Origin of the sequence: Rickettsia massiliae MTU5, from assembly GCF_000016625.1 — a bacterium.
Lineage (GTDB): Bacteria > Pseudomonadota > Alphaproteobacteria > Rickettsiales > Rickettsiaceae > Rickettsia > Rickettsia rickettsii.
The window spans coordinates 1,071,432-1,090,750 of record NC_009900.1 but is presented as its reverse complement, the minus strand read 5'-3'; the positions used below and the strand labels follow the sequence as shown (position 1 = coordinate 1,090,750).

Below are 19,319 nucleotides of genomic sequence, written 5' to 3'. Positions count from 1 at the left end.
ATCTTCACAGCACCTACATATAATTATTAGAATTTTTGAGCTTTAAATCAAGCTATATTTAATAATCCGTGCTTTAGCTTATATAATTTATCCATTTTATGTGCTAACTCATGGTTATGTGTTACCATAATAACTGCGGTATTTTGTTCTCTTGCTACTTTTAAAAATAAATTAAATACTTCATTTGTAGTTTTGGGATCTAAATTACCTGTCGGTTCATCTGCTAAAATAATTTTCGGCTTATTAATTAAGCTCCGAGCTATAGCGACCCGTTGTTGTTCTCCTCCCGATAATTCTCCGGGCATATTATAGAGTTTTTTCCCAAGCCCTAAATCATCTAATATCTTTGTTGCATCTTCTATTGCTTCTTTTTGATCAAGACCACTAATAAGCCTTGGCATAATAACATTTTCAAGAGTGGTGAAATCTTTAAGTAAGTGATGTTGTTGATAGATAAAACCTAAATAATGAAGACGAATGAGATGATATTTTTGATACTTGCTATTTGGTATGATGACTTGACCGTTTGTAGGTTTATCAAGCAAGCCGGCAATATGTAGTAAAGTTGATTTGCCGCTACCTGAAGAACCTATTATAGCGATTAATTCACCTTCATTAACCGTTAGATTAAGATTATCTAGTACTCTAACAATAGTTTTGCCTTGGCTGTAATGTTTTGAGATATTTTTTAAAATGAGGACTGTATTATTCATATCTTAGGGCATCCACGGGATTTAATTTTGAGGCTCTATAAGAAGGATAAATTGTCGCAAGAAAACACAATATTATAGATAAAGAGGTAATTAAAATAATATCCTCAGCTCTTACTTTTGAAGGTAAACTATAAAGAAAATAAATAGCTGCCTCGAAAATTTTAGTACCGGTTATACGCTCCAAATAATTCTTGATAGTTTGAATATTATAAGAAAAGGTAACACCAAGGATTACACCTAGTGTTGTGCCAAGTAATCCTATAAACATTCCGTTATAGATAAAAATAAGCATTATTTGCTTAGTGCTTGCTCCCATAGTTCTAAGAATTGCAATATCTGAAGTTTTATCTTTAACAAGCATAAATAAGCTTGAAATAATATTAAATGCGGCAACCGTAATAATTAAAGATAGAATAGTAAACATAGCCGTACGCTCAACAGCAAGAGCACTTAAAAATTGTGAATTTAAGGTTTGCCAATTAAATACATATAGGGTTGGACCTAATAGTGATTGTATTTTATATGAATATGCGAGAGCTTTATCGGGATCTAGACTATTAATTTCGATTAAATTAATATCGTCGCCGAGAGATAAGAAATTTTGTGCTGCGGTAAGCGGCATTAATATCGTTGTCAAATCATAATCATACATACCGCTATTGAAAATTGCTATAACTTTAAATTCTTTTGATCTTGGCATACTGCCAAAGGCGGTAGAAACTGCATTCGGTGAAATTAATCTAATCTTATCCCCAACGGTTATGCCTAAATTGCTTGCTAATTGTTCTCCAAGTGCTATTACGTTTTTGCCGTGAAAATTATCAAAACTACCAAAATTGACATTTTTAAAAATTTCATTTCTTACACTTAGATCCTTTAATTTCATACCTTTAACAAGCACACCGCTATTATTACTTTTACCAAGAGCCAAAGCTTGACCGTGAGCAATGAATGTTACATGCTTTACATAATCTTGTTTTAGGAGTTTGGCTTTAATCTCTTCATAGTTATCAATACTACCACCTTGCCGATTTATCACTATATCTCCATTTAAGCCGATAATATTTTTAGTAAGCTCTATATGAAAACCGTTCATAACGGACATGACTACTATCAATGCTGCAACGCCGATCATTACGCCCACTAAAGAAAAGGCAGAAATAATAGAAACAAACTTTTCGTTTTTCTTAGCTCTAAAATATCTGAAAGCTATCTTGAAGATAAAATTGTTATTGATCATTTGTTTATTTTTGCTTACATCCGTTTCTAGGTTATTCCTGCCTGAATCAGCTTTTGTGTCATTGCGAGCAGCCGTAGGCTGTGTGGCAATCTTATGAAATAATAACAAATTCCTGAGATTGCTTCGTCAACACTTACAGTTTTTCCTCGCAATGACGACACAATTGATGACATAAAGACATCTACACGTTACTAGAAACCTCAAAGACTTTATCGTACTTAAATAATTTAGGTAATGTTACTAACCCAAATAGCGTAACACTGGATATAGTAATGCCAAGAGGAGTAAAAGTACCGTTATATAAAAATCCTACTAATTGCAGCCCAAATGCCGTTAAAATCAATCTAGCCGCAGTGAAAATAGCCGTCATACGAGCTTTACCGTCCGGAATAGCTTCTAAAAGCAATGGCCATAATATGTTAATCGGATATATCACGCCAAGAGATAATAATAAAGTAACTATTGTTATGGTTAAAGGATTATTAATATTATATACAACTAATATGCTATTTCCTAGTAGGAATAGTATTATAAATATAACTCCAAAATAGAAGCAATTTTTAATACCGAATTTTTTAAAGCAATAACCGCTTGAAAAGCTCATAATTGAGAATAGAGCCGCCATTGCTCCTTGATAAAGTCCGAAATATTCTAAAGTTACACCTAAATCTTGCATATATAAAATAGGAGCAATCCCAATAAATATCCAATATCCTTGTGCAAGAAATATCATTGTAAGTATATAATATATAGCTTTTGGCGATTTGAAGATAGGTATATATTCTTTTAAAGAAATACGTATTTTTTTATTAACTGCTCTTTTTGGAATAAATAATATACCAAGAATTAGGCTGATCAAACCTACTATAAGCAACAAAACAAAATTGCCACGCCAGCCCCAAAATAAATTGACGTAGCTACTTATAACCGGTGCTATTGCCATAGCAATGGCAATAGTGCCGTTTAAAATACCCATTAATCTTTGCTGTTCTTGTACCGAATAAATATCGGCAAGAACAACATATACTAGCACTGCAACCGATGATATCCCGCATCCTTGCAAAAATCTTCCAAATAATATAACTGCATAATTATTTGCAAATACACAAAATAAACTACCAAGATTAAAAATCAGTAAACCGAGTATAATAATCGGTCTGCGTCCGTACCTATCTCCTAAATTACCGACTATAAGCGAAGTAATACAATAAGCAGTGAGATTAACACTAAGTAGTAACTCTGTCATAAAAGTTGAAAGGTTGAATGTATCTTGTATTTCAGGAAAACTTGGAACGAATAAATCTATTTCCGCTCCAGCGAGTATTTCCATGATGATTACGGTAATAATTAATTTCATAAGTAATTGTTAGTTTGAGGTTATTTTAGCAAAAAGTATTATTGAATCCGAAAGCCTGCGCGATGTCATCCCTGCGAGGCATTGTTGCATAGATACCAAGTCGTCATTGCGAGCGAACGCTAGTGAGTATGGCAATCTCAGGAATTCTTCCCAAGATTGCTTCGTCAATTTACTATTGTAAATTTTCTCGCAGTGACGAAAAAACCGATCTACGCAATAACATTTTTGCGGGAATGACATAAATAAGGACGCAGGAGCGGCAGCAAAGCCACACAACAAATTAGCTTTCTATATTCTTATAGCTTACAATAATTAGTGTATTGTTTTACTAAAGCAAGAATAAATGAATATTTATGCTCGTCTAGCAATTTTTATTTATCAGGAGTATATAATACATGACACGATAACAGGAAGACTGAAAGGAAGTGCAAGCAGAAACTTTTAGTGATATATATTAAGAATAATGATTCCTAACATTTAAGACTATTAACAAAATAAATTTTAAAGCTAATTAAATTTATTTTTACTGCAAATTATAAGGCTTTTTTAAAATAGGATTAACTATTCCTTCAAAAATCTTATTAATTTTCGCTAAAAATTCTTTTTAATTATCAATTAAAATTATTTTGTTAACAGTACCCTATCAATTTTAAAAATTAATTAAAATATTACTGATTAATTCCTAAAGCTTGTTTTTGAGTATCGGTAGTATTCTCCATTACCCACTTTTGGACATCAGGACTTAACATATTATATTGACCTGCGGTTAAACTAGCAACCCAAGCTTGTTGATCGTCAGTACTCATAGCTTGTATTTGGGTTGTTGTAACTGAAGCTGGGTCAGGCATTTGCATTGATGAAGCAAATACTGGGCTTGCGAAAGCTAGAATTAATAAAATCTTTAATAAATTTTTCATTTTGTACACCTTTTTTGTTTTGTAATTACGATTATAACAAAGCCACTGCAGCTTTCAAGCTAAATTATATTAAACTTAAATTTTTTTATACTAAAGTATATAATAAGGAACTTTTATTGTAACAAATATATCAATTATATACTTTATTGTCATTCCTGCGAAAGCGGGAATCCAGTAAAAAGCGTTCAGTATCAATACCGTGGTTTGACCACGGGATCTTGTGTCACAGATTATGCCCTAAGATACCACGATCAAGTCGTGGTATGACATTAAGGTTGACTGGATTCCTGCTTTCGCAGGAATGACATACCCCTTTATATTGTTAACTGCTCTCTGCAAATATTTCGATAAATTTCTGAGTTTTTAGATAAATCATGATGTGATCCTTCAGCGACTACTCCTCCTTTATCTATTACTAAAATATAATCAGCTGATTCTATACTACTAATTCGATGGGCAATTGATATAATAATGTTCCCTTTCATTATTTTTTTTATAGACTCTAGTAATTTCTGTTCGCTCATCGTATCTAAAGCACTCATTGCCTCGTCAAGAAGCAAAATTTGCGGCATGCGTAGTAATGCTCTAGCAATAGCTATTCTTTGTTTCTGTCCTCCTGATAATCTAACCCCTCTTTCACCGATTTTAGCATTTATACCGTCGTGAAGTTTAGCAGCAAATTCTTCTATTCCTGTAATTTTTATTATCTCATTTATTTCGTCGTCGTTTGCTTCATTATTACCGAATATAATATTTGATTTTATAGTGCCGGAAAAAATGCTAGCCTCTTGAGGAACATAGGCAATTAATTTACGAATTTCAGCAGGATTTAAAAGAGTTATATCTTGATTGTTAATAAGGATAGTGCCGTTTTCTTGCCGGTAAAAACGCAGTAGTAACTGTATCACAGTACTTTTGCCTGCACCTGATCTACCTACAATACCAAGAAACTTATTGGCATTTATCTTCAAAGACATATTATTAATAATCCTTAAATTAGGTCTTGAATGATAGGTAAAATCAACATTTTTGAATTCTATCGAGATTGGATCGGAATTATTTAATTCTAAATAATTATTATGTGCTATAGGTGTCTTATCTATAATTGTAATTATTCTCTCAAGGGCTGTAACAGGTAAATGCATTTCGCTTAGTAGCTCAAAAATACCGCCACAGCTAACTCCGGCGATAATCGCATAATAAATAAACGAGATAATTTGTCCCGCAGATAAATGACCTTTCACTATATCTGAAGCTCCGATCCAAACGACTAAAGTAATCGCAAGAAATATAACGGCTATTGAAATCGCAAAGAATAAAGCACGAATTTTTAAACGGGTTTTGCAGTATATTAAATAGTTTTGTAATTTAGTGTCAAAATCGGCAATTTTGTTTATTTGATGGTTAAAAGCATAAATAGCTCTAATATTATTAAAAGTTTCATCAATATCCGATGCTAAAAGTGACTTAGATTCTAGAGCTTTTTTAGATAAAACCTTAACATGCTTGCCGAATTTAATTAAAGGAATTAATAAGATAGGAATGGTAATAATTACTATAGAAGCGAGTTTAAAGCTTTCAAAAAACATTAATGTAATGCCGCCAATTAGCATCACCGAATTGCGAATAAAAAAAGATAAGAAATTAACGATGAGAGTAGATATTTGATCTATATCATTTGTTAGGCGTGAAATTATATCGCCGATTTTGAGTTCTTCAAACTCTTCAATTTCATAATTAATTAAATTACTATAAGCTTCTTTTCTTATTTGAGTAACTGCCTTTTCAGCGACATTATTGATAAAATATGAACGAAAAAAACTAGCAATACTTAAGATGATAATTAATAAACAAATATATAATATAGATTTATCAACCGATAAAATATGGTCTTTGCTCAAGCCTTTATCAACTAAATTTCTAAAAACACTACCGATTAGTAATAATGAAGCTGATACGCTAAGTAAAGAGATCATCACAATGATCAAATCTTTTTTATAGAACCTTAGATATTTAGCTAGTCTATATAAAAGTTTGATATCCATAAGAAAAAAATGTCATTGCGAGGAGCGAAGCGACGTGGTAATCCAGAAAAATAATAAAAAAGTACTAATTTTAGCATTTTTTTACTGGCTTGCTTCGTCAATTACTTTGTAATTTTCTTTGCAATGATGATTTGGTAACCACACAACAATTCCAAAATATGGGGCGAGTGACGGGATTCGAACCCGCGACCCTCAGAACCACAACCTGATGCTCTAACCAACTGAGCTACACCCGCCATAAATTAACAACGTAAATTTAGATTATCAGAGGGAGTTAGTCAAGAATATTTATTCCATTAACATATATTATTTGACTTAATATATTATAACTATATATAGTTATAACATGAATCAGTATATATAAATAAAGCTAAACAAAATCCTCAAGGATTAAGTTTCGCTGATTCATACTTTAATGACTAAGTGCGGTTGGGTTAAAGATAGGCAAAAAGGTAGCCATAAGATTTGGTACTAGCCCAAAGGAAATAGGTTATCTATTCACACTTTTGGAAATATGGCAGAAGAATATCAAGTTCGACAATTTTTAAACTTTGCAAAAGGAAATGAAGATGAAAACAAATGATACATTTTACGGGTTTACTTATAGAACTTTTTAAAGATACGGATGGAGATTGGCTAGCAAGATTTGAAGAGCTACCGAATGTATCAGCTTTTGGCAATTCGCCTGAAAAAGCACTGCAAGAATTACAACAAGCTTGGACTTTAATGAAAGAAAGTTATATAAGTCATAATCAATCTATTCCCTTAGCTCCGTCTAGGAAAGAGTATAGTGGACAGTTTAATGTTAGAGTAGATAAACGTGTGCATCGAGCTTTAGTACTTGAAGCACTTAGAGCAAAAATTAGTTTAAATGCTTTAGTATCTCAAAAATTAACTTTAGCGGTAAAACAATGAAAAAAAAAGCAGTTATTTTGTTAAGCGGTGGACCTGATTCTACTACGGTTCTTGAGATAGTTAGCAAAATGGATTATGAAATTTATGCTCTAAGTTTTAATTATCATAGACGCAATAGTCCGGAAGTCCAAAAAATCCAAGGATTAATTAAAGATTATAATGTAAAACAACATAGGGTTATTAATATTGATTTGCAGTCATTTATCGGTTCTGCATTGACTGATGATAATATAGATGTACCAAAATTTAAACACACAGATCAATTACCAAGTGACATACCGGTTACTTATGTACCAGCACGTAATACAATATTTTTAAGCTACGCACTAGGAGTTGCTGAGGTTATAGGAGCTAGAGATATTTTTATTGGGGTACACACTAATGATTATACTAACTATCCTGATTGTCGTCCTGAATATATAAAATCTTTTGAAGCAATGGCAAATTTAGCAACTAGGGTAGGAGTAAATGGAGAAAAAATTACTATCCATGCTCCTTTAATAAATATGACCAAAGAGCAAATAATTAAAAAAGGGCTTGAGCTTGGAGTAGATTATAGTAAAACAATATCATGTTATGATCCAACAGAAGCCGGTTTATCTTGTGGTCAATGTCTATCATGCATTGCACGACTTGATGCTTTTAAAAAGAATAATGTACAAGATCCGATTAAGTATGTATAATTATAGAGATATATACTCATAAGTAAAATTAATAATAAAATAATATGCAGTAAATTTGTATACAAGGTGGAAACTGTTTTTCACCTTGTATACTCATTATTTAAAAATCTTCTGTATAATATGAATATGCAATATTTATATTATACAGAAAAATAGTTAGTATATATGATAAATAGAGGACATTTATATGCCCCTTTTCCTGTGCTTGATTTAAACGATATAGTTTTACGAGAGTTAGCCGCGGAGGATACACAAGATTATTTTAATTATATGAGTAAGCCGGAAATGGCTATTTATATAACTGATAGCAATAGGCCTAAAGACGTAGAAGAAGCCGGAGAGGAAATACGTTATTGGTCTAGTTTATATAAAAATCATAGAAGTTTTTATTGGGGAATTGCCATTAAAGACGATAATAAATTAATAGGTACTGCCGGTTTTAATATAATAAATCTAGAGCATCATAGAGCAGAAATAAGTTATGATCTAGATCCTAATTTTTGGGGTCAAGGTATGATGTTAAAATCTATAAAGAATATTTTAAAATTTGCTGATTATATTGGTATTATAAGAGTACAAGCAACAGTAATTACTGATAATTTTCGTTCGATTAATCTTCTTGAGAGATGCGGTTTTGCTAGGGAAGGAATTCTTAAAAAATACGAAATAGTTGCAAATGAGCATAAAGATTATTATATGTACGCAAGAGTATTATAGTAAGAATTGTTAAAATGAACATAAAAAAGAAAGTTAATGGTAGTAGAAACTGATAAAAAAGAATTGATTTGTTCGTTTTGTAGTAAAAAACAACATGAAGTCAAAAAACTGATAGCAGGTCCTGCAGTATTTATTTGTGATGAATGTATAGATTTATGTACAGATATTATGAAAGAAGAAAGTAAAGTGGCTTTAAAGCAAATTACTTCTTCAATTCCAACGCCGCAAAAAATATGTGGAATTCTAAATGATTATGTAGTTGGGCAAGATCAAGCGAAAAAGATTTTAGCAGTCGCGGTTTATAACCATTATAAGAGGCTTGAATATGTACAATCTGGCAATAATGACGTTGAGCTTAATAAGTCGAATATCTTACTGATCGGTCCTACCGGTTCAGGAAAAACTTTACTTGCTCAAACGCTTGCTAAAATTTTAGACGTACCTTTTACTATGGCGGATGCTACTTCTTTAACGGAAGCCGGGTATGTCGGTGAAGATGTTGAGAATATATTACTACGTTTATTGATAGCAGCTGAGTTTAATATAGCAAAAGCACAAAAAGGTATAATTTATATTGACGAGGTTGATAAAATTGCCCGTAAATCAGAGAATCCTTCTATTACACGGGATGTATCGGGTGAAGGAGTACAGCAGGCATTACTTAAAATTATGGAAGGAACAGTTGCTTCCGTGCCTCCTCAAGGCGGTAGGAAACACCCACAACAAGATTTCGTACAGTTAGATACTTCAAATATCTTGTTTATTTGCGGTGGTGCTTTTATGGGGATTGATAGCATTATAACCTCAAGAACTAATCATAGTTCTATAGGCTTTGCAGCTAACGTAAATATAGATAAAGAGAAAAATAATAGTGAGATTCTTAAATCCCTAGAGATTGAGGATTTAACTAAATTCGGTTTAATTCCTGAATTTATTGGTAGATTACCCATCGTTACTACTTTAGATGAGTTAGACAACGAAGCTTTAATTACAATTTTAACTAAGCCTAAGAACGCCATAGTAAAGCAATATCAGAAACAATTTGAGCTTGATGATGCTGAGCTTGTAATTGACGATTCAGCCTTAGAAGCTATTGCCGAAAAAGCTCTAGCTAAAAAGACGGGAGCAAGAGGACTGCGTTCAATACTTGAGCATCTTTTGCTTGATAGTATGTATAAAGTTGCCGAGCTAAAAAAACAGCGTGTTATTATTACACAAGAGGTAGTTAACGGCTTAGTCGAACCGATAATGACCTCTCTCATTTCTACAAAATCAAACAAAAAACAACCGATTATTGAAGATATACCGGCGTAAATATTATTTCTTCTCTATGTCATTCCCGCGTAGGCGGGAATGACATAAACGAGCCTGCAACAAGACCTACGACTGCTCGCAATGATGGGTTGGTATCCACACAACAATGCCGGCTTGACCACGGGACAATACTAATTTAGTATAAAATTTATCCTAAACTAGTATTATAGCGGTTTAAATACCATTAAGAAAAAAATAATACTCAAACTGATAAATACCGGCCAGTTCTAGGTAGCACCATAATTTAAATAATTTATAATATTTTCCGGTAGGGGAATTCACTGTTTTAATGCTTCAAGTGCCATATTTCGTAGTTGAATTTGAATCCATACCACCAGAAGCCAACCACTACTGGTGATTATGTATCCGATATAAGTTAAGGTAAGCCATAAATCAGAATAATTATAGCCAAGCATATTTACTAATATTATGCCGCTAACCGGTTGAATTATCACAGTTGGAGTATCAGCTATAACTGTAGTGCGAGCTGTATATGCCGTTGCATTCAAATCACCGGTTTTATTTGCCCACCACATAAAAAAAGCAGTACCAATGCCAGTACCAAATAAAATAGTAGAGCTAATAATATGAATAGTTTTTATAAAAAGATAATCCATTATTTATCTTGTTCTATCGCCATGAATACTAAAGTAAGTAATATTATTGGAATATTTTTAAATATCGGACCAAGCGGATCTAGCTACAATATTGGCTTAAGATATGTTAATAGTAGAGTATAAGCTAGTATTAATAAAATTTGTAAACTACATATCCTATTTATTTTATTTTTGATAATTAGTAGAATTCCAAGAATAATATCTGTAAAGCAGCTTCCATATAAATAGTCCTAAGACAATTTTTATTATAGGTTTTAAAAAATAAAGCCTAGCGTGCCATATGGATTGTACGGTTAAAGGTTCGGTTGCAAAACCTTGTTGCAAGTTTCTAGGGATTATAGAAGTAAAATCGATAAAATCTTTTTTATCAGCAATATTAGGTTGAAGTAACATATTATACGCAGTAGAATTAATGGGTCCTATTTTTAGAAAATCCCCTAATTTAGCTGCTATTTTAATGAATATTAAAAGAATTTTTATTAGTCTTCCAGGATTGACGCCAAGCCATCTTCTAAAGCCAAGCAAGATATTCTTCATGGTCACTATGTCTGGTCCAACTATTTTTAATAATGTGTGGATTTTTCCTTCCCTTTCTATACGGTGAATAATTACTTTCGTTAAATCATCAATATGAATAGGTTGAAATTGTTGTAAACCATCACCTATTAAAGGAATAAAATACGGTAATGTTGCAAGAGCCCTAAATAGCGAGGTACCACCATAACAACCGCTTGCGTAAACAAGAGACGGTTGTAAAATTACCCAGTCTATATTTTCTAATTTTTGTAAATATTCTTCAGCTGCTTTTTTAGTTAAAGCATAAGCAGTGTTTTTTTCATCATCTATTCCAAGAGCTGAAATATGAATAATGCTTTGTACGTTAGTAAGGGTGCAAGCCTTAAATAGAGCCTTTGGACCATTGACATGAACATTGTCAATATTATTAGCATGACTAGACGTTAACACACCTGATACATTATTAATAACTAGTATCTATGTTATTTAATCTATTTATCCAGCTTTGTGGTGTTAGGTCTATATTAAAATCACAGTATATCACTTCTGCAGTAGGGAATTTTTCCTGGTCGATTCAACATCTCTAACACAGTATATTACTTTATAATTATTCTTTAATAATTCAGCTGTAATATATGATCCAATACATTTTTTATATCATTAATCAGATCCTGTTGCAAATAGAAGATGAAAAAGGATATGTTATGTCCACAACTATTGTTTTTTTGGTTAAAAACTTTTATAACCCAATACTCTTCTCTCTTATTATAAACTGGGGTTGCTCGTGTATAGTGACTTTAATGTTATCTCATAATAAAATAATTAAAGATTATAAAAGATTAAATATTAAGAAATGTTTATATTTTTAATATTTATTTAATTGAAATTATGAGTAATAAACTAGAAGTAATAATAAAATATTATAATGATATATCAAATTTAGGCGTAAGTTTATGGAAACTACAGCACTTGCTAGTTTTAATTTAGGTGAGGTATGGAAAATATGGTTCTGTGATAAAAATTTTAAAGATCTACCGACACTAGATCAAAGTTTGATTTATACTCAATATTTAGAAACAATGTTAAGTAAAGTAGCTGCTACCGGAAAGTATCAAGATAATAATATTGATCATTCTCAATGGAGCAATTGTTTTGAAGAGCTAAATAATCGAGATCATTTTTTATGTATAAAGCTACAGAAGTTAATAGGAGTAGAAAACAAGAATATCATTGATGCTATGCTAGATGATATAGGGGATATAAATTCATTAGAGTTTAGTACCCTAGTTACTAAAGTCCAAGTGTTTTTAAAAAATAATTTAGATCAATCTGAACACTTGATTAAAGCAGCCAAAGAAATCGATGCTATGGCATATCCTCTGACGAGAGAGTATTTTTTATATCGTTATATAGCTAAAGCAATATTACTTACAAACACTTTAAATGTGCCTTCCTCTTATGAAAACGAGTTTAATATAGTAAAAAAAGCTCATTTAAATTTTGTAAATTATCTTAATTCATTAGAGCAAAGTCTTACTAGAATAGAAAAAGCTACTGATAAGTATAATGAAGATCATAAAATTGCTTCTTGGTTAACCGAAAAATCAGCTTTAGTTAGTAATCATTCAGGTAAAATAGCAATTACTTATGTTTCTCTTATAGTGGGTGTAATTGCTTTACGTTCATATGTAATTGACGAAAAGGATCCTTGGTATGAATTATGTGTTTTACCGACCACTAGCCTTGCGATGCTACAAATTTTATGCAAAATAAATTAATTAAATTTTTGCATGATAAAATTGTACCGGCTTTAATTGAGAATAAGCAATTTACAACTGAATTATTAAACCATATTTTCAGTTACTATATAAACATTCCAAACAAGATAAGAATACGCAAATAAAACTTCAGGCAATATATAATAAACTGACCAATCAAGATATAGATTTTAACAATATTGAATCAGACATTATTAGTACCTATCATGGATGGAAGAGTACTGCTATATGTTCGGCAATAGCCACACTGATTTTGGATTATATCTGTTTTTATTTTCGTAATCCAGCATTAGAATTTTATGAAGATCCAATGTTTTATGCATCAACTTCTGTTAAATTCATGCGTCTTGCTTCTTTATTAGTATCAACATATTGCGGCAATAAAGTTATAGAAAATATCACCAGCGCAAAATTAACTAATGATGTGTTTTTTCAAAAGTTTTACTATAATGATGCGGCAAGATTGACCGTAGCGATAGTACCTTTAGTCTATTAAAGATTTAAACTTCTTAAGTCTTGCAACTTTAATAGATGTTTTAACAACTGCTATATCGGATTTAAATGTCGGCAAGGCAATTAGTAGTGCAAAGAATATTGCCGAGAAAACCACTACTACCATTACTTGGCTTAATAAGGTTGCCTCAGGCACAAACGATTATACAGTTATTGATATATTGATCCTACAGAAGAGAAGTACCATGCTTAGGTTTTGTGGACACTGACTGCTCTAATTGATTTGCTATTTTGCAGCAAAAAATAGCCAAAATTAAATCTTTTTAGAAATGTCCACAAAACCTAGATTAAGGTTGTAAAATTTACGTTATTTAATGTGCTCTTCCCATTTCAAATATAATTGAATCTTCAGAATTAAGTGTTGCATGTATTAAAAAAGGCGAGGTGACACATAGGACTGCACTTCGCTATGCATAAAAGCTTGGTACATTACATTATCAATCTCTAAAGTAAAGTTTTTGCTATATTCAAGAAGTTTTTGAGCAGCTTTTAAGTGTATAATAATCTGTAGTTGTATTAAAGTAACCACCATGACCTATCTTCTTTAAATACGGATTATTGTAAATATTATAAAATATTTTGTTTTTAGAATGTGACAAATAAATTAAATCCCAGTCGGTAGGTAAATGCTTAAGCATTGTTAAAAATTTATTACGGAAATCGTCATTTAGTATAGCATATAGCATCATCTTCTATTATTAGGGCATAAAGTATATTGTCTTTAACCATTTTAAGCCAAATTTCTCTATGGCTACAATAACAACCGAGTTCACCTGCCGTTAAATATTTTGCTATCGGAATAATAATTTATATTTTCCGAAGGACAAAGTACAGTATAACCGTTATCAAGGGATAAAAGAGCAGGGTTATTTTTACATCTAAGCCGGTAAATCTTTTTCCCCCTGCATCTGTTATAGATAAATTATAACCGTCTACTGCACTAAACCTTTCATAGAATAAATTATTATTGTCGAATTGTTTACTAATATTGTTATATCTATCAGTGCTGCGATCTAGGTTTACTATAAAAATTTTAATATCTTTTTCTTCAAGTGGAGCAGAACCTATTTGATAAGTTTTTAAAAATATAAAAAGCAATGATAAACAAATAATTATAATTGATATTATAAAAATAGTTTTTAATTTGTCGCATTATAGGTTATTTAATAAAGGTAATTTTTTTCTTAATTTTTCTTTTACTGCGATGTAATTATTTTCTGAAGTCGGTACAATCTTATTATTATATATCTTATAATATTTTTCATCATCTTTATCAACAGAAATAATATAATTATATAAATCTTCTTCTGAATAATCTTTAGCAAATATTACTGCATTAGGGTTTACATCTTTTATATAATTTTTATCTGCATAATATATAATAGGTACTGCTCCTGCTAAATAAGCTTGAAAAGGTTTTTCAGTAACATATCCCTCATATGTTTTATTTTCAAAAGCAATAACAAATTTACATTTAGATAACCATGCACGAGTTTTGTCTTTTGGTATAATTGTAGATTCAGTATTTAAATATTTACCGCTGCTTACTACTTTTTTTATACAGCGACAATTTATGAAAAAATCGATTTCTTGCTATGCAGCCGTCGTTTTCAGGATCTTCTATACCGTTAGAGACTAAGAAACAAGCAAAATACGTTTTGTTCGGATTATATTTTGAGCGTTTATATTCAGTACTGACGTCATTAGTACAATACATATAATATAAAGGTATTCTTATATAATTTGGATGCTCTATATAATCAAAACCTATAGATATATCATAATTTTCTAGCTTTGGTCTAACGGATTCACCGGTAAAAAATATCTTTATTACTAATAGTTCTTTGACCAAAAACACTATCAATAATAAGGTCATAATTGTTATGATCTATAACAATTGTTCGTCCGTTTTCTTCAATGATTTCTTTTATCATCGGTAGTTCGTCTATTGTAAAGCCCGGCCACATATTAATAAAGCTCACTCTTATAGCATGTTTGTTTTCTTTTTTGGGAGCTTTAATTTTATATGCTTACACAACATAGTAACAATATGGCTATACAAATTATGGAAAGTTTTTTTAACATTTAAATTACCTATTACGAGAAAAATTTATTTATAATTTTTCTGCTATTTGTGGTGGATTTTCTGCTTCCACTTCAATAATCTCAGATTTAGAGGAAACGATTTGATAACGCTCTAAGGTAGCCGGCATGGCTTTATTCCCTGAATCAATACCGAGTTTTTGAATATTCTTTACTCTTGACATAAAATTACGATTAAACGAGGCAGCAAATTTATCGTAATTAGTAACCATATTATGCAGGTTATTACCGATCTTTTGAGAATAATCTGCCAAAGTACCGATGGAGCTTAATAGCTTTCTCACTTCTTCAATGATTACCTTATAATTTTCCGAGCGGCGATGATCGGTAATTTGAAATTTTGCAAATGATAGCATATTCATAAGTCCGCTAGGTCCTACCGGAAAGATATTACAGCCCCAAGCTTTTTGTAAAAAATCAGGGTCGGCTGCAATAACTTTCTCAACCGCTTGTTCAGTTGGCAAAAACATTAAAGTAATAACATTGTTAAAGCTCTGATCCTTTTTGTTTAGATTAGTTAAAATATTTGCGGCATAGTCTTTATTCGCCAAAGATTTTAAATGGTAATTCATAGTTTTATTAAGACTCATGTTATTATCTTGCTCGTCTACAAGAAACTTTGAAGCTTTAGAATCAATAACCATTAAATTACCGGAAGGAAGAAAAATGAGCGCATCAGGTCTTAGCTTGCCGCTATCTGATATAGTTAGACCGTATTGCATAATGAAATCTAAATTAGGACGTAAGCCCGAAGATTTTAAGATATTCTCAAGGGTAATCTCAGCAAGTAGCCCTGCCCCGATCGGAGAAAGCAGAGACTGTTTTATCAAATCAACCGTACCTTTTGATTGCTCTATATCTTTATTTAATGCTCCCACCATCGTAATTAACCGCTCAAACTCACTATTAAATTTTCCTGAAGCAGTAGCGATATTTTTCTCGGCTAGCTCTCTTGCCGCCGTGTTTTCCATTTTGTGTATCGCTATTAATTGCTTAGACAAATCTTGACCTAAATCAAATAACGCAGCTTTAGCCGATGAAAATGACTCTTCTCTTATTTTTTCTGAATCCTTAATAGTCTGTTCTTGATATTCTATTTTACACTTCAATTGCTCAATTTTCTGTAAATATCCTATCTTTTCTTGATTTAATAATTGGTTGTTATTGCTAATTTCTAGATTCTGCTCTGATAAAAATTGTAGCTGTGTCCTTAAGGTTTTAGTTTTTACATAAAACCAAATTATTAGCGCTAATAAAATAAGTAGCGTAGTTATAATAGTTGGTAATAAATAATGCATAGAATGAAGCAAAGTTTAATGTTAAATAATACTAAAGTACCGGCATAATTTGCACTAATTATTTTGGCATTGCCTAGAAAAGGTTGATATAGTCATTGCGAGTTACTGCAGGTGTTGTTGCATGGCGCGTTTTATGTCATGCCTGCGCAGGTCGTGTTGTGTGGACTGCAAAACCCGTTCGGTGTTATGCCGTGGCTTGACCACGATATAAAAACAACTTAAAATACTAAAATTTTAATGTTTTAAACTGGATCCCGCGATCAAGTCACGGGATGACAATTAGGAAACGGGTCCACGCAACAAAGCATTCCCGCTTTCGTGGGAATGACATCGGAAGGCTAAACTATAAAACAACTTTTTCTAGGCAATGCTTAATTTCAATACGACAAGTAAGACTATTTCGATATTAGCCTATTATTTTTTTATAAACTTATAGAAATATTATAATGGATAGGTTATATAAAAAGCAAGTTGAAGAATATCTAACAAATTACGGTAAGCTTGTATTTATAAGCGGAGCAAGGCAAGTAGGAAAAACTACAATATTAAAACAAGTAATTAAGCCTAATCCTAATTCAATTTACCTAAATTGGGATTATCTAGAAGATAGAAATAAAATCTTACACAAACACACCGAACTTTTTAAAAATCTACGTTCTACTATATCCGATAAGAAACCGTGCTTAATATTAGATGAAATTCATAAATATAAAGATTGGAAAAATCTTGTAAAAGGATTTTATGATAAATTCGGAGAAAATATTGAATTTATTATAACAGGTAGTGCCAAATTAAATATATATAAAAAAGGCAGCGATAGCCTAATGGGACGTTATATAAGTTTAACCGTGCATCCGTTATCGGTATCTTGAAATAGCTAAAAATTTTGATAATGACATTGATTATATAAAAAGCCCACAAAATATCACTATAGATGAATTTGAAGCTTTAATAAATTTTGGAGGATTTGCGGAAAGTTATTTAAAAGCAACTGCTCAATTTCATAGAATATGGAGTAATCAAAGATTCGAGCAATTATTTAGAGAAGATGTAAGAAATACTGAAGATATCAACAATATTTATGCGTTAGAATTACTTGCTAGCATTATAAATGAGCAAGCAGGCTCATTAATAAGCTATACAAACCTTGCTAACAAAGTTAGAGTTTCAGACCAAACAATAAGAAGATGGCTCTCTTTGCTAGAAAAGCATTATTATTGTTTTGCTATCAAACCTTGGTCTAAAAATGTTGTAAAAAGTTTGATAAAAGAGCCCAAAATTTACCTTTGGGATTGGTCGCAAATAAAAGATATAGGAGCGAGATTTGAAAATCTTATAGCTTCTCACCTTTTAAAAGCCGTATATTTTTAGAATGAAACAGGGCTTGGTGATTTTTGGTTTATACTATCTTCGTGATAAACAAAAACGTGAAGTCGATTTAGTAATAACAAAAGATAACCAACCGTGGATTTTAGTGGAAGCAAAAGTAAGTGACTCAACCGTTTCTTCAAGCTTAAAATATTTTCATGAATTACTTAAACCTGAGTTTAGTTTTCAAGTAATTCAAAATAAACAAGCTATTTCGGGCTCTTGCTTTGATAAACCGGGTTTATGGATAGTACCGGCTATTACTTTCTTATCTCAACTTGTTTGATATGAATTTTTGCAAAAAAGGTAATCTAGGCAAATGTAAATCATATGACTATTTCGTTGCTTATATCGAAAGAGTCATTACCAATTCGACATTTAATTATAAGCTGTATCCTTGCACATACCACTAAATGTAGCTGAATTGACTATATTCACTTTATCTTCTAGCGGGCCGAGTGGCTGAGCCGGTTTTAACAATTCCGGCGTTAATATAAATTTAGTTTTTTTCTCAATATTCGATAAAAAAGGTAAATGTACGCTATGAGGGCTGTATATTATTGCATATTTATCCCATTCTAGATATTGTCTATTCAAATTCTCTTTATATTCAGATGGACCATATACTTCTATACTACCAAATTTATATTTTTTTAAAGGATATAGCTCATAATCATAAAAAAAATCATTTGGATATTTATTACGCATACTTTGATTAAAATGAACAAATTTATCATTTTCTTTATGAAATACGAAAATATCTAAGCATCTTTCCCCGCAAATTACATAAATTTTATTATGTTTAACACGATATCCTAATTGTTCAAATTGCGGTAATATTTGTTGCAAACGTATTTCGTCTTCATGCATAATGCCGATATCTAAATCATCGTCAAAAGGAATTATGCCTTGATGTCTAACGGCTCCAAGCAGAGTGCCGCCGTCTATCCAATAATTAATATTATTCTTACCAAGTAGCTCATGAGTGTCTTTCATTAACTGATAAAGGGCAATAGCTTTTTGCTTGCTAATCCTGTATTTTTTTACTTGTTCATCACTTAAGGTGACATATCGCCAATTATGTTCTAGTAGATAAGCATAACACAATATACCGACGCAAATAGTAAGCATTAAGCGTACAATATTTTTAAAGGATAATATCGCCTTTAATTTTATCACCTTGAACCTTAAATTACATTTTGGATATAATATTTTTTTTAATCTA

General features: G+C 31.4%; 21 protein-coding genes, 1 tRNA gene and 3 pseudogenes. 10 read left to right on the top strand and 15 right to left on the bottom strand.

Features of this window, described 5'->3' with window-relative positions; all coding sequences use genetic code 11:
* Positions 1 to 47: 47 nt before the first annotated feature.
* The 6 genes from RMA_RS05970 to RMA_RS05945 all read right to left on the bottom strand — a co-directional run bounded on the left by RMA_RS05970 (position 48) and on the right by RMA_RS05945 (position 6,508).
* Complete coding sequence (locus tag RMA_RS05970) at positions 48 to 713, bottom strand: ABC transporter ATP-binding protein (RefSeq protein WP_012153092.1); 666 nt, start codon at positions 711 to 713, stop codon at positions 48 to 50.
* Entirely contained in the window at positions 706 to 1,953 is a 1,248-nt protein-coding gene (locus RMA_RS05965) for a lipoprotein-releasing ABC transporter permease subunit (RefSeq protein WP_041405039.1), read from the bottom strand. Before RMA_RS05965 ends, RMA_RS05970 begins: the two co-directional genes overlap by 8 nt.
* A gap of 181 nt (positions 1,954 to 2,134) precedes the next feature.
* The gene (locus RMA_RS05960; protein ID WP_012153090.1) at positions 2,135 to 3,310 is read right to left on the bottom strand and encodes a multidrug effflux MFS transporter; all 1,176 of its coding nucleotides are present in this window, start codon (positions 3,308 to 3,310) and stop codon (positions 2,135 to 2,137) included.
* Positions 3,311 to 3,978: 668 nt separating this feature from the next.
* Complete coding sequence (locus RMA_RS05955) at positions 3,979 to 4,227, bottom strand: DUF2673 domain-containing protein (RefSeq protein ID WP_014365492.1); 249 nt, start codon at positions 4,225 to 4,227, stop codon at positions 3,979 to 3,981.
* 314 nt (positions 4,228 to 4,541) lie between these two features.
* On the bottom strand, positions 4,542 to 6,272 hold the full coding sequence (locus RMA_RS05950; protein WP_012153088.1) for an ABC transporter ATP-binding protein: 1,731 nt from the start codon (positions 6,270 to 6,272) through the stop codon (positions 4,542 to 4,544).
* Positions 6,273 to 6,431: 159 nt separating this feature from the next.
* Positions 6,432 to 6,508, bottom strand: a tRNA-His gene (locus RMA_RS05945).
* A 179-nt stretch (positions 6,509 to 6,687) separates the two neighbouring features.
* Here RMA_RS05945 and RMA_RS12105 point away from each other — a divergent pair.
* The 5 genes and pseudogenes from RMA_RS12105 to clpX all read left to right on the top strand — a co-directional run bounded on the left by RMA_RS12105 (position 6,688) and on the right by clpX (position 9,901).
* Positions 6,688 to 6,855 (top strand): annotated as a pseudogene (locus tag RMA_RS12105) (type II toxin-antitoxin system HicA family toxin).
* Positions 6,842 to 7,187, top strand: a pseudogene (locus tag RMA_RS05940) (toxin-antitoxin system HicB family antitoxin). The pseudogenes RMA_RS12105 and RMA_RS05940 overlap by 14 nt, the downstream one beginning before the upstream one ends.
* The gene (gene queC, locus RMA_RS05935; RefSeq protein WP_041404833.1) at positions 7,184 to 7,870 is read left to right on the top strand and encodes a 7-cyano-7-deazaguanine synthase QueC; all 687 of its coding nucleotides are present in this window, start codon (positions 7,184 to 7,186) and stop codon (positions 7,868 to 7,870) included. Before RMA_RS05940 ends, queC begins: the two are co-directional and overlap by 4 nt.
* A gap of 165 nt (positions 7,871 to 8,035) precedes the next feature.
* Entirely contained in the window at positions 8,036 to 8,587 is a 552-nt protein-coding gene (locus RMA_RS05930; protein ID WP_012153085.1) for a GNAT family N-acetyltransferase, read from the top strand.
* Positions 8,588 to 8,623: 36 nt separating this feature from the next.
* Positions 8,624 to 9,901, top strand: coding sequence for an ATP-dependent Clp protease ATP-binding subunit ClpX (gene clpX, locus RMA_RS05925; protein WP_012153084.1), 1,278 nt, complete (start codon positions 8,624 to 8,626; stop codon positions 9,899 to 9,901).
* A 278-nt stretch (positions 9,902 to 10,179) separates the two neighbouring features.
* Here the strand turns inward: clpX and RMA_RS05920 are convergent, their stop codons facing one another.
* The 3 genes from RMA_RS05920 to RMA_RS11305 all read right to left on the bottom strand — a co-directional run bounded on the left by RMA_RS05920 (position 10,180) and on the right by RMA_RS11305 (position 11,484).
* Complete coding sequence (locus tag RMA_RS05920) at positions 10,180 to 10,518, bottom strand: DUF2269 family protein (RefSeq protein WP_041404832.1); 339 nt, start codon at positions 10,516 to 10,518, stop codon at positions 10,180 to 10,182.
* 83 nt (positions 10,519 to 10,601) lie between these two features.
* Complete coding sequence (locus RMA_RS11310; RefSeq protein ID WP_231288601.1) at positions 10,602 to 10,682, bottom strand: hypothetical protein; 81 nt, start codon at positions 10,680 to 10,682, stop codon at positions 10,602 to 10,604.
* 1 nt (position 10,683) lies between these two features.
* Positions 10,684 to 11,484 carry an oxidoreductase gene (locus RMA_RS11305; protein ID WP_238375436.1) on the bottom strand — a complete coding sequence of 267 codons (801 nt, stop codon included), beginning with the start codon at positions 11,482 to 11,484 and terminating at the stop codon, positions 10,684 to 10,686.
* A 503-nt stretch (positions 11,485 to 11,987) separates the two neighbouring features.
* On the opposite strand from RMA_RS11305, the gene RMA_RS11300 reads away from it, so the two are divergent.
* Together RMA_RS11300 and RMA_RS11295 are read left to right on the top strand one after the other, a co-directional pair.
* Positions 11,988 to 12,812 carry a hypothetical protein gene (locus RMA_RS11300; RefSeq protein WP_238375435.1) on the top strand — a complete coding sequence of 275 codons (825 nt, stop codon included), beginning with the start codon at positions 11,988 to 11,990 and terminating at the stop codon, positions 12,810 to 12,812.
* A 253-nt stretch (positions 12,813 to 13,065) separates the two neighbouring features.
* Positions 13,066 to 13,308 (top strand): hypothetical protein, encoded by a 243-nt coding sequence (locus RMA_RS11295; RefSeq protein WP_238375434.1) that lies wholly within the window; start codon positions 13,066 to 13,068, stop codon positions 13,306 to 13,308.
* Here the strand turns inward: RMA_RS11295 and RMA_RS11290 are convergent.
* The 5 genes and pseudogenes from RMA_RS11290 to RMA_RS05880 all read right to left on the bottom strand — a co-directional run bounded on the left by RMA_RS11290 (position 13,297) and on the right by RMA_RS05880 (position 16,726).
* Positions 13,297 to 13,461, bottom strand: a complete 165-nt coding sequence (locus RMA_RS11290) for a hypothetical protein (RefSeq protein ID WP_238375433.1) — start codon at positions 13,459 to 13,461, stop codon at positions 13,297 to 13,299. The two genes, RMA_RS11295 and RMA_RS11290, sit on opposite strands and share 12 nt — an antisense overlap.
* 527 nt (positions 13,462 to 13,988) lie before the next feature.
* Positions 13,989 to 14,423: pseudogene (locus RMA_RS11285) on the bottom strand (glycosyltransferase family 25 protein).
* A 54-nt stretch (positions 14,424 to 14,477) separates the two neighbouring features.
* On the bottom strand, positions 14,478 to 14,786 hold the full coding sequence (locus RMA_RS11280) for a glycosyltransferase family 10 domain-containing protein (protein WP_238375591.1): 309 nt from the start codon (positions 14,784 to 14,786) through the stop codon (positions 14,478 to 14,480).
* 73 nt (positions 14,787 to 14,859) lie between these two features.
* Positions 14,860 to 15,201: a hypothetical protein gene (locus RMA_RS11275; RefSeq protein ID WP_238375432.1), complete on the bottom strand. Its 342-nt coding sequence runs from the start codon at positions 15,199 to 15,201 to the stop codon at positions 14,860 to 14,862.
* Between the two features lie 238 nt (positions 15,202 to 15,439).
* Complete coding sequence (locus tag RMA_RS05880) at positions 15,440 to 16,726, bottom strand: DNA recombination protein RmuC (protein WP_041404831.1); 1,287 nt, start codon at positions 16,724 to 16,726, stop codon at positions 15,440 to 15,442.
* A gap of 446 nt (positions 16,727 to 17,172) precedes the next feature.
* On the opposite strand from RMA_RS05880, the gene RMA_RS11270 reads away from it, so the two are divergent.
* From RMA_RS11270 to RMA_RS11265, 3 genes are read left to right on the top strand one after another with little or no spacing between them, the layout of a single operon-like run.
* Positions 17,173 to 17,598: an ATP-binding protein gene (locus RMA_RS11270; RefSeq protein WP_238375431.1), complete on the top strand. Its 426-nt coding sequence runs from the start codon at positions 17,173 to 17,175 to the stop codon at positions 17,596 to 17,598.
* Complete coding sequence (locus RMA_RS12320) at positions 17,579 to 18,097, top strand: DUF4143 domain-containing protein (protein ID WP_410526299.1); 519 nt, start codon at positions 17,579 to 17,581, stop codon at positions 18,095 to 18,097. The genes RMA_RS11270 and RMA_RS12320 overlap by 20 nt, the downstream gene beginning before the upstream one ends.
* A gap of 1 nt (position 18,098) precedes the next feature.
* Complete coding sequence (locus RMA_RS11265; protein ID WP_238375430.1) at positions 18,099 to 18,380, top strand: DUF4143 domain-containing protein; 282 nt, start codon at positions 18,099 to 18,101, stop codon at positions 18,378 to 18,380.
* Positions 18,381 to 18,472: 92 nt separating this feature from the next.
* Here the strand turns inward: RMA_RS11265 and RMA_RS05865 are convergent, their stop codons facing one another.
* Positions 18,473 to 19,273 (bottom strand): LicD family protein, encoded by an 801-nt coding sequence (locus RMA_RS05865; protein WP_041404830.1) that lies wholly within the window; start codon positions 19,271 to 19,273, stop codon positions 18,473 to 18,475.
* Positions 19,274 to 19,319: the final 46 nt, after the last annotated feature.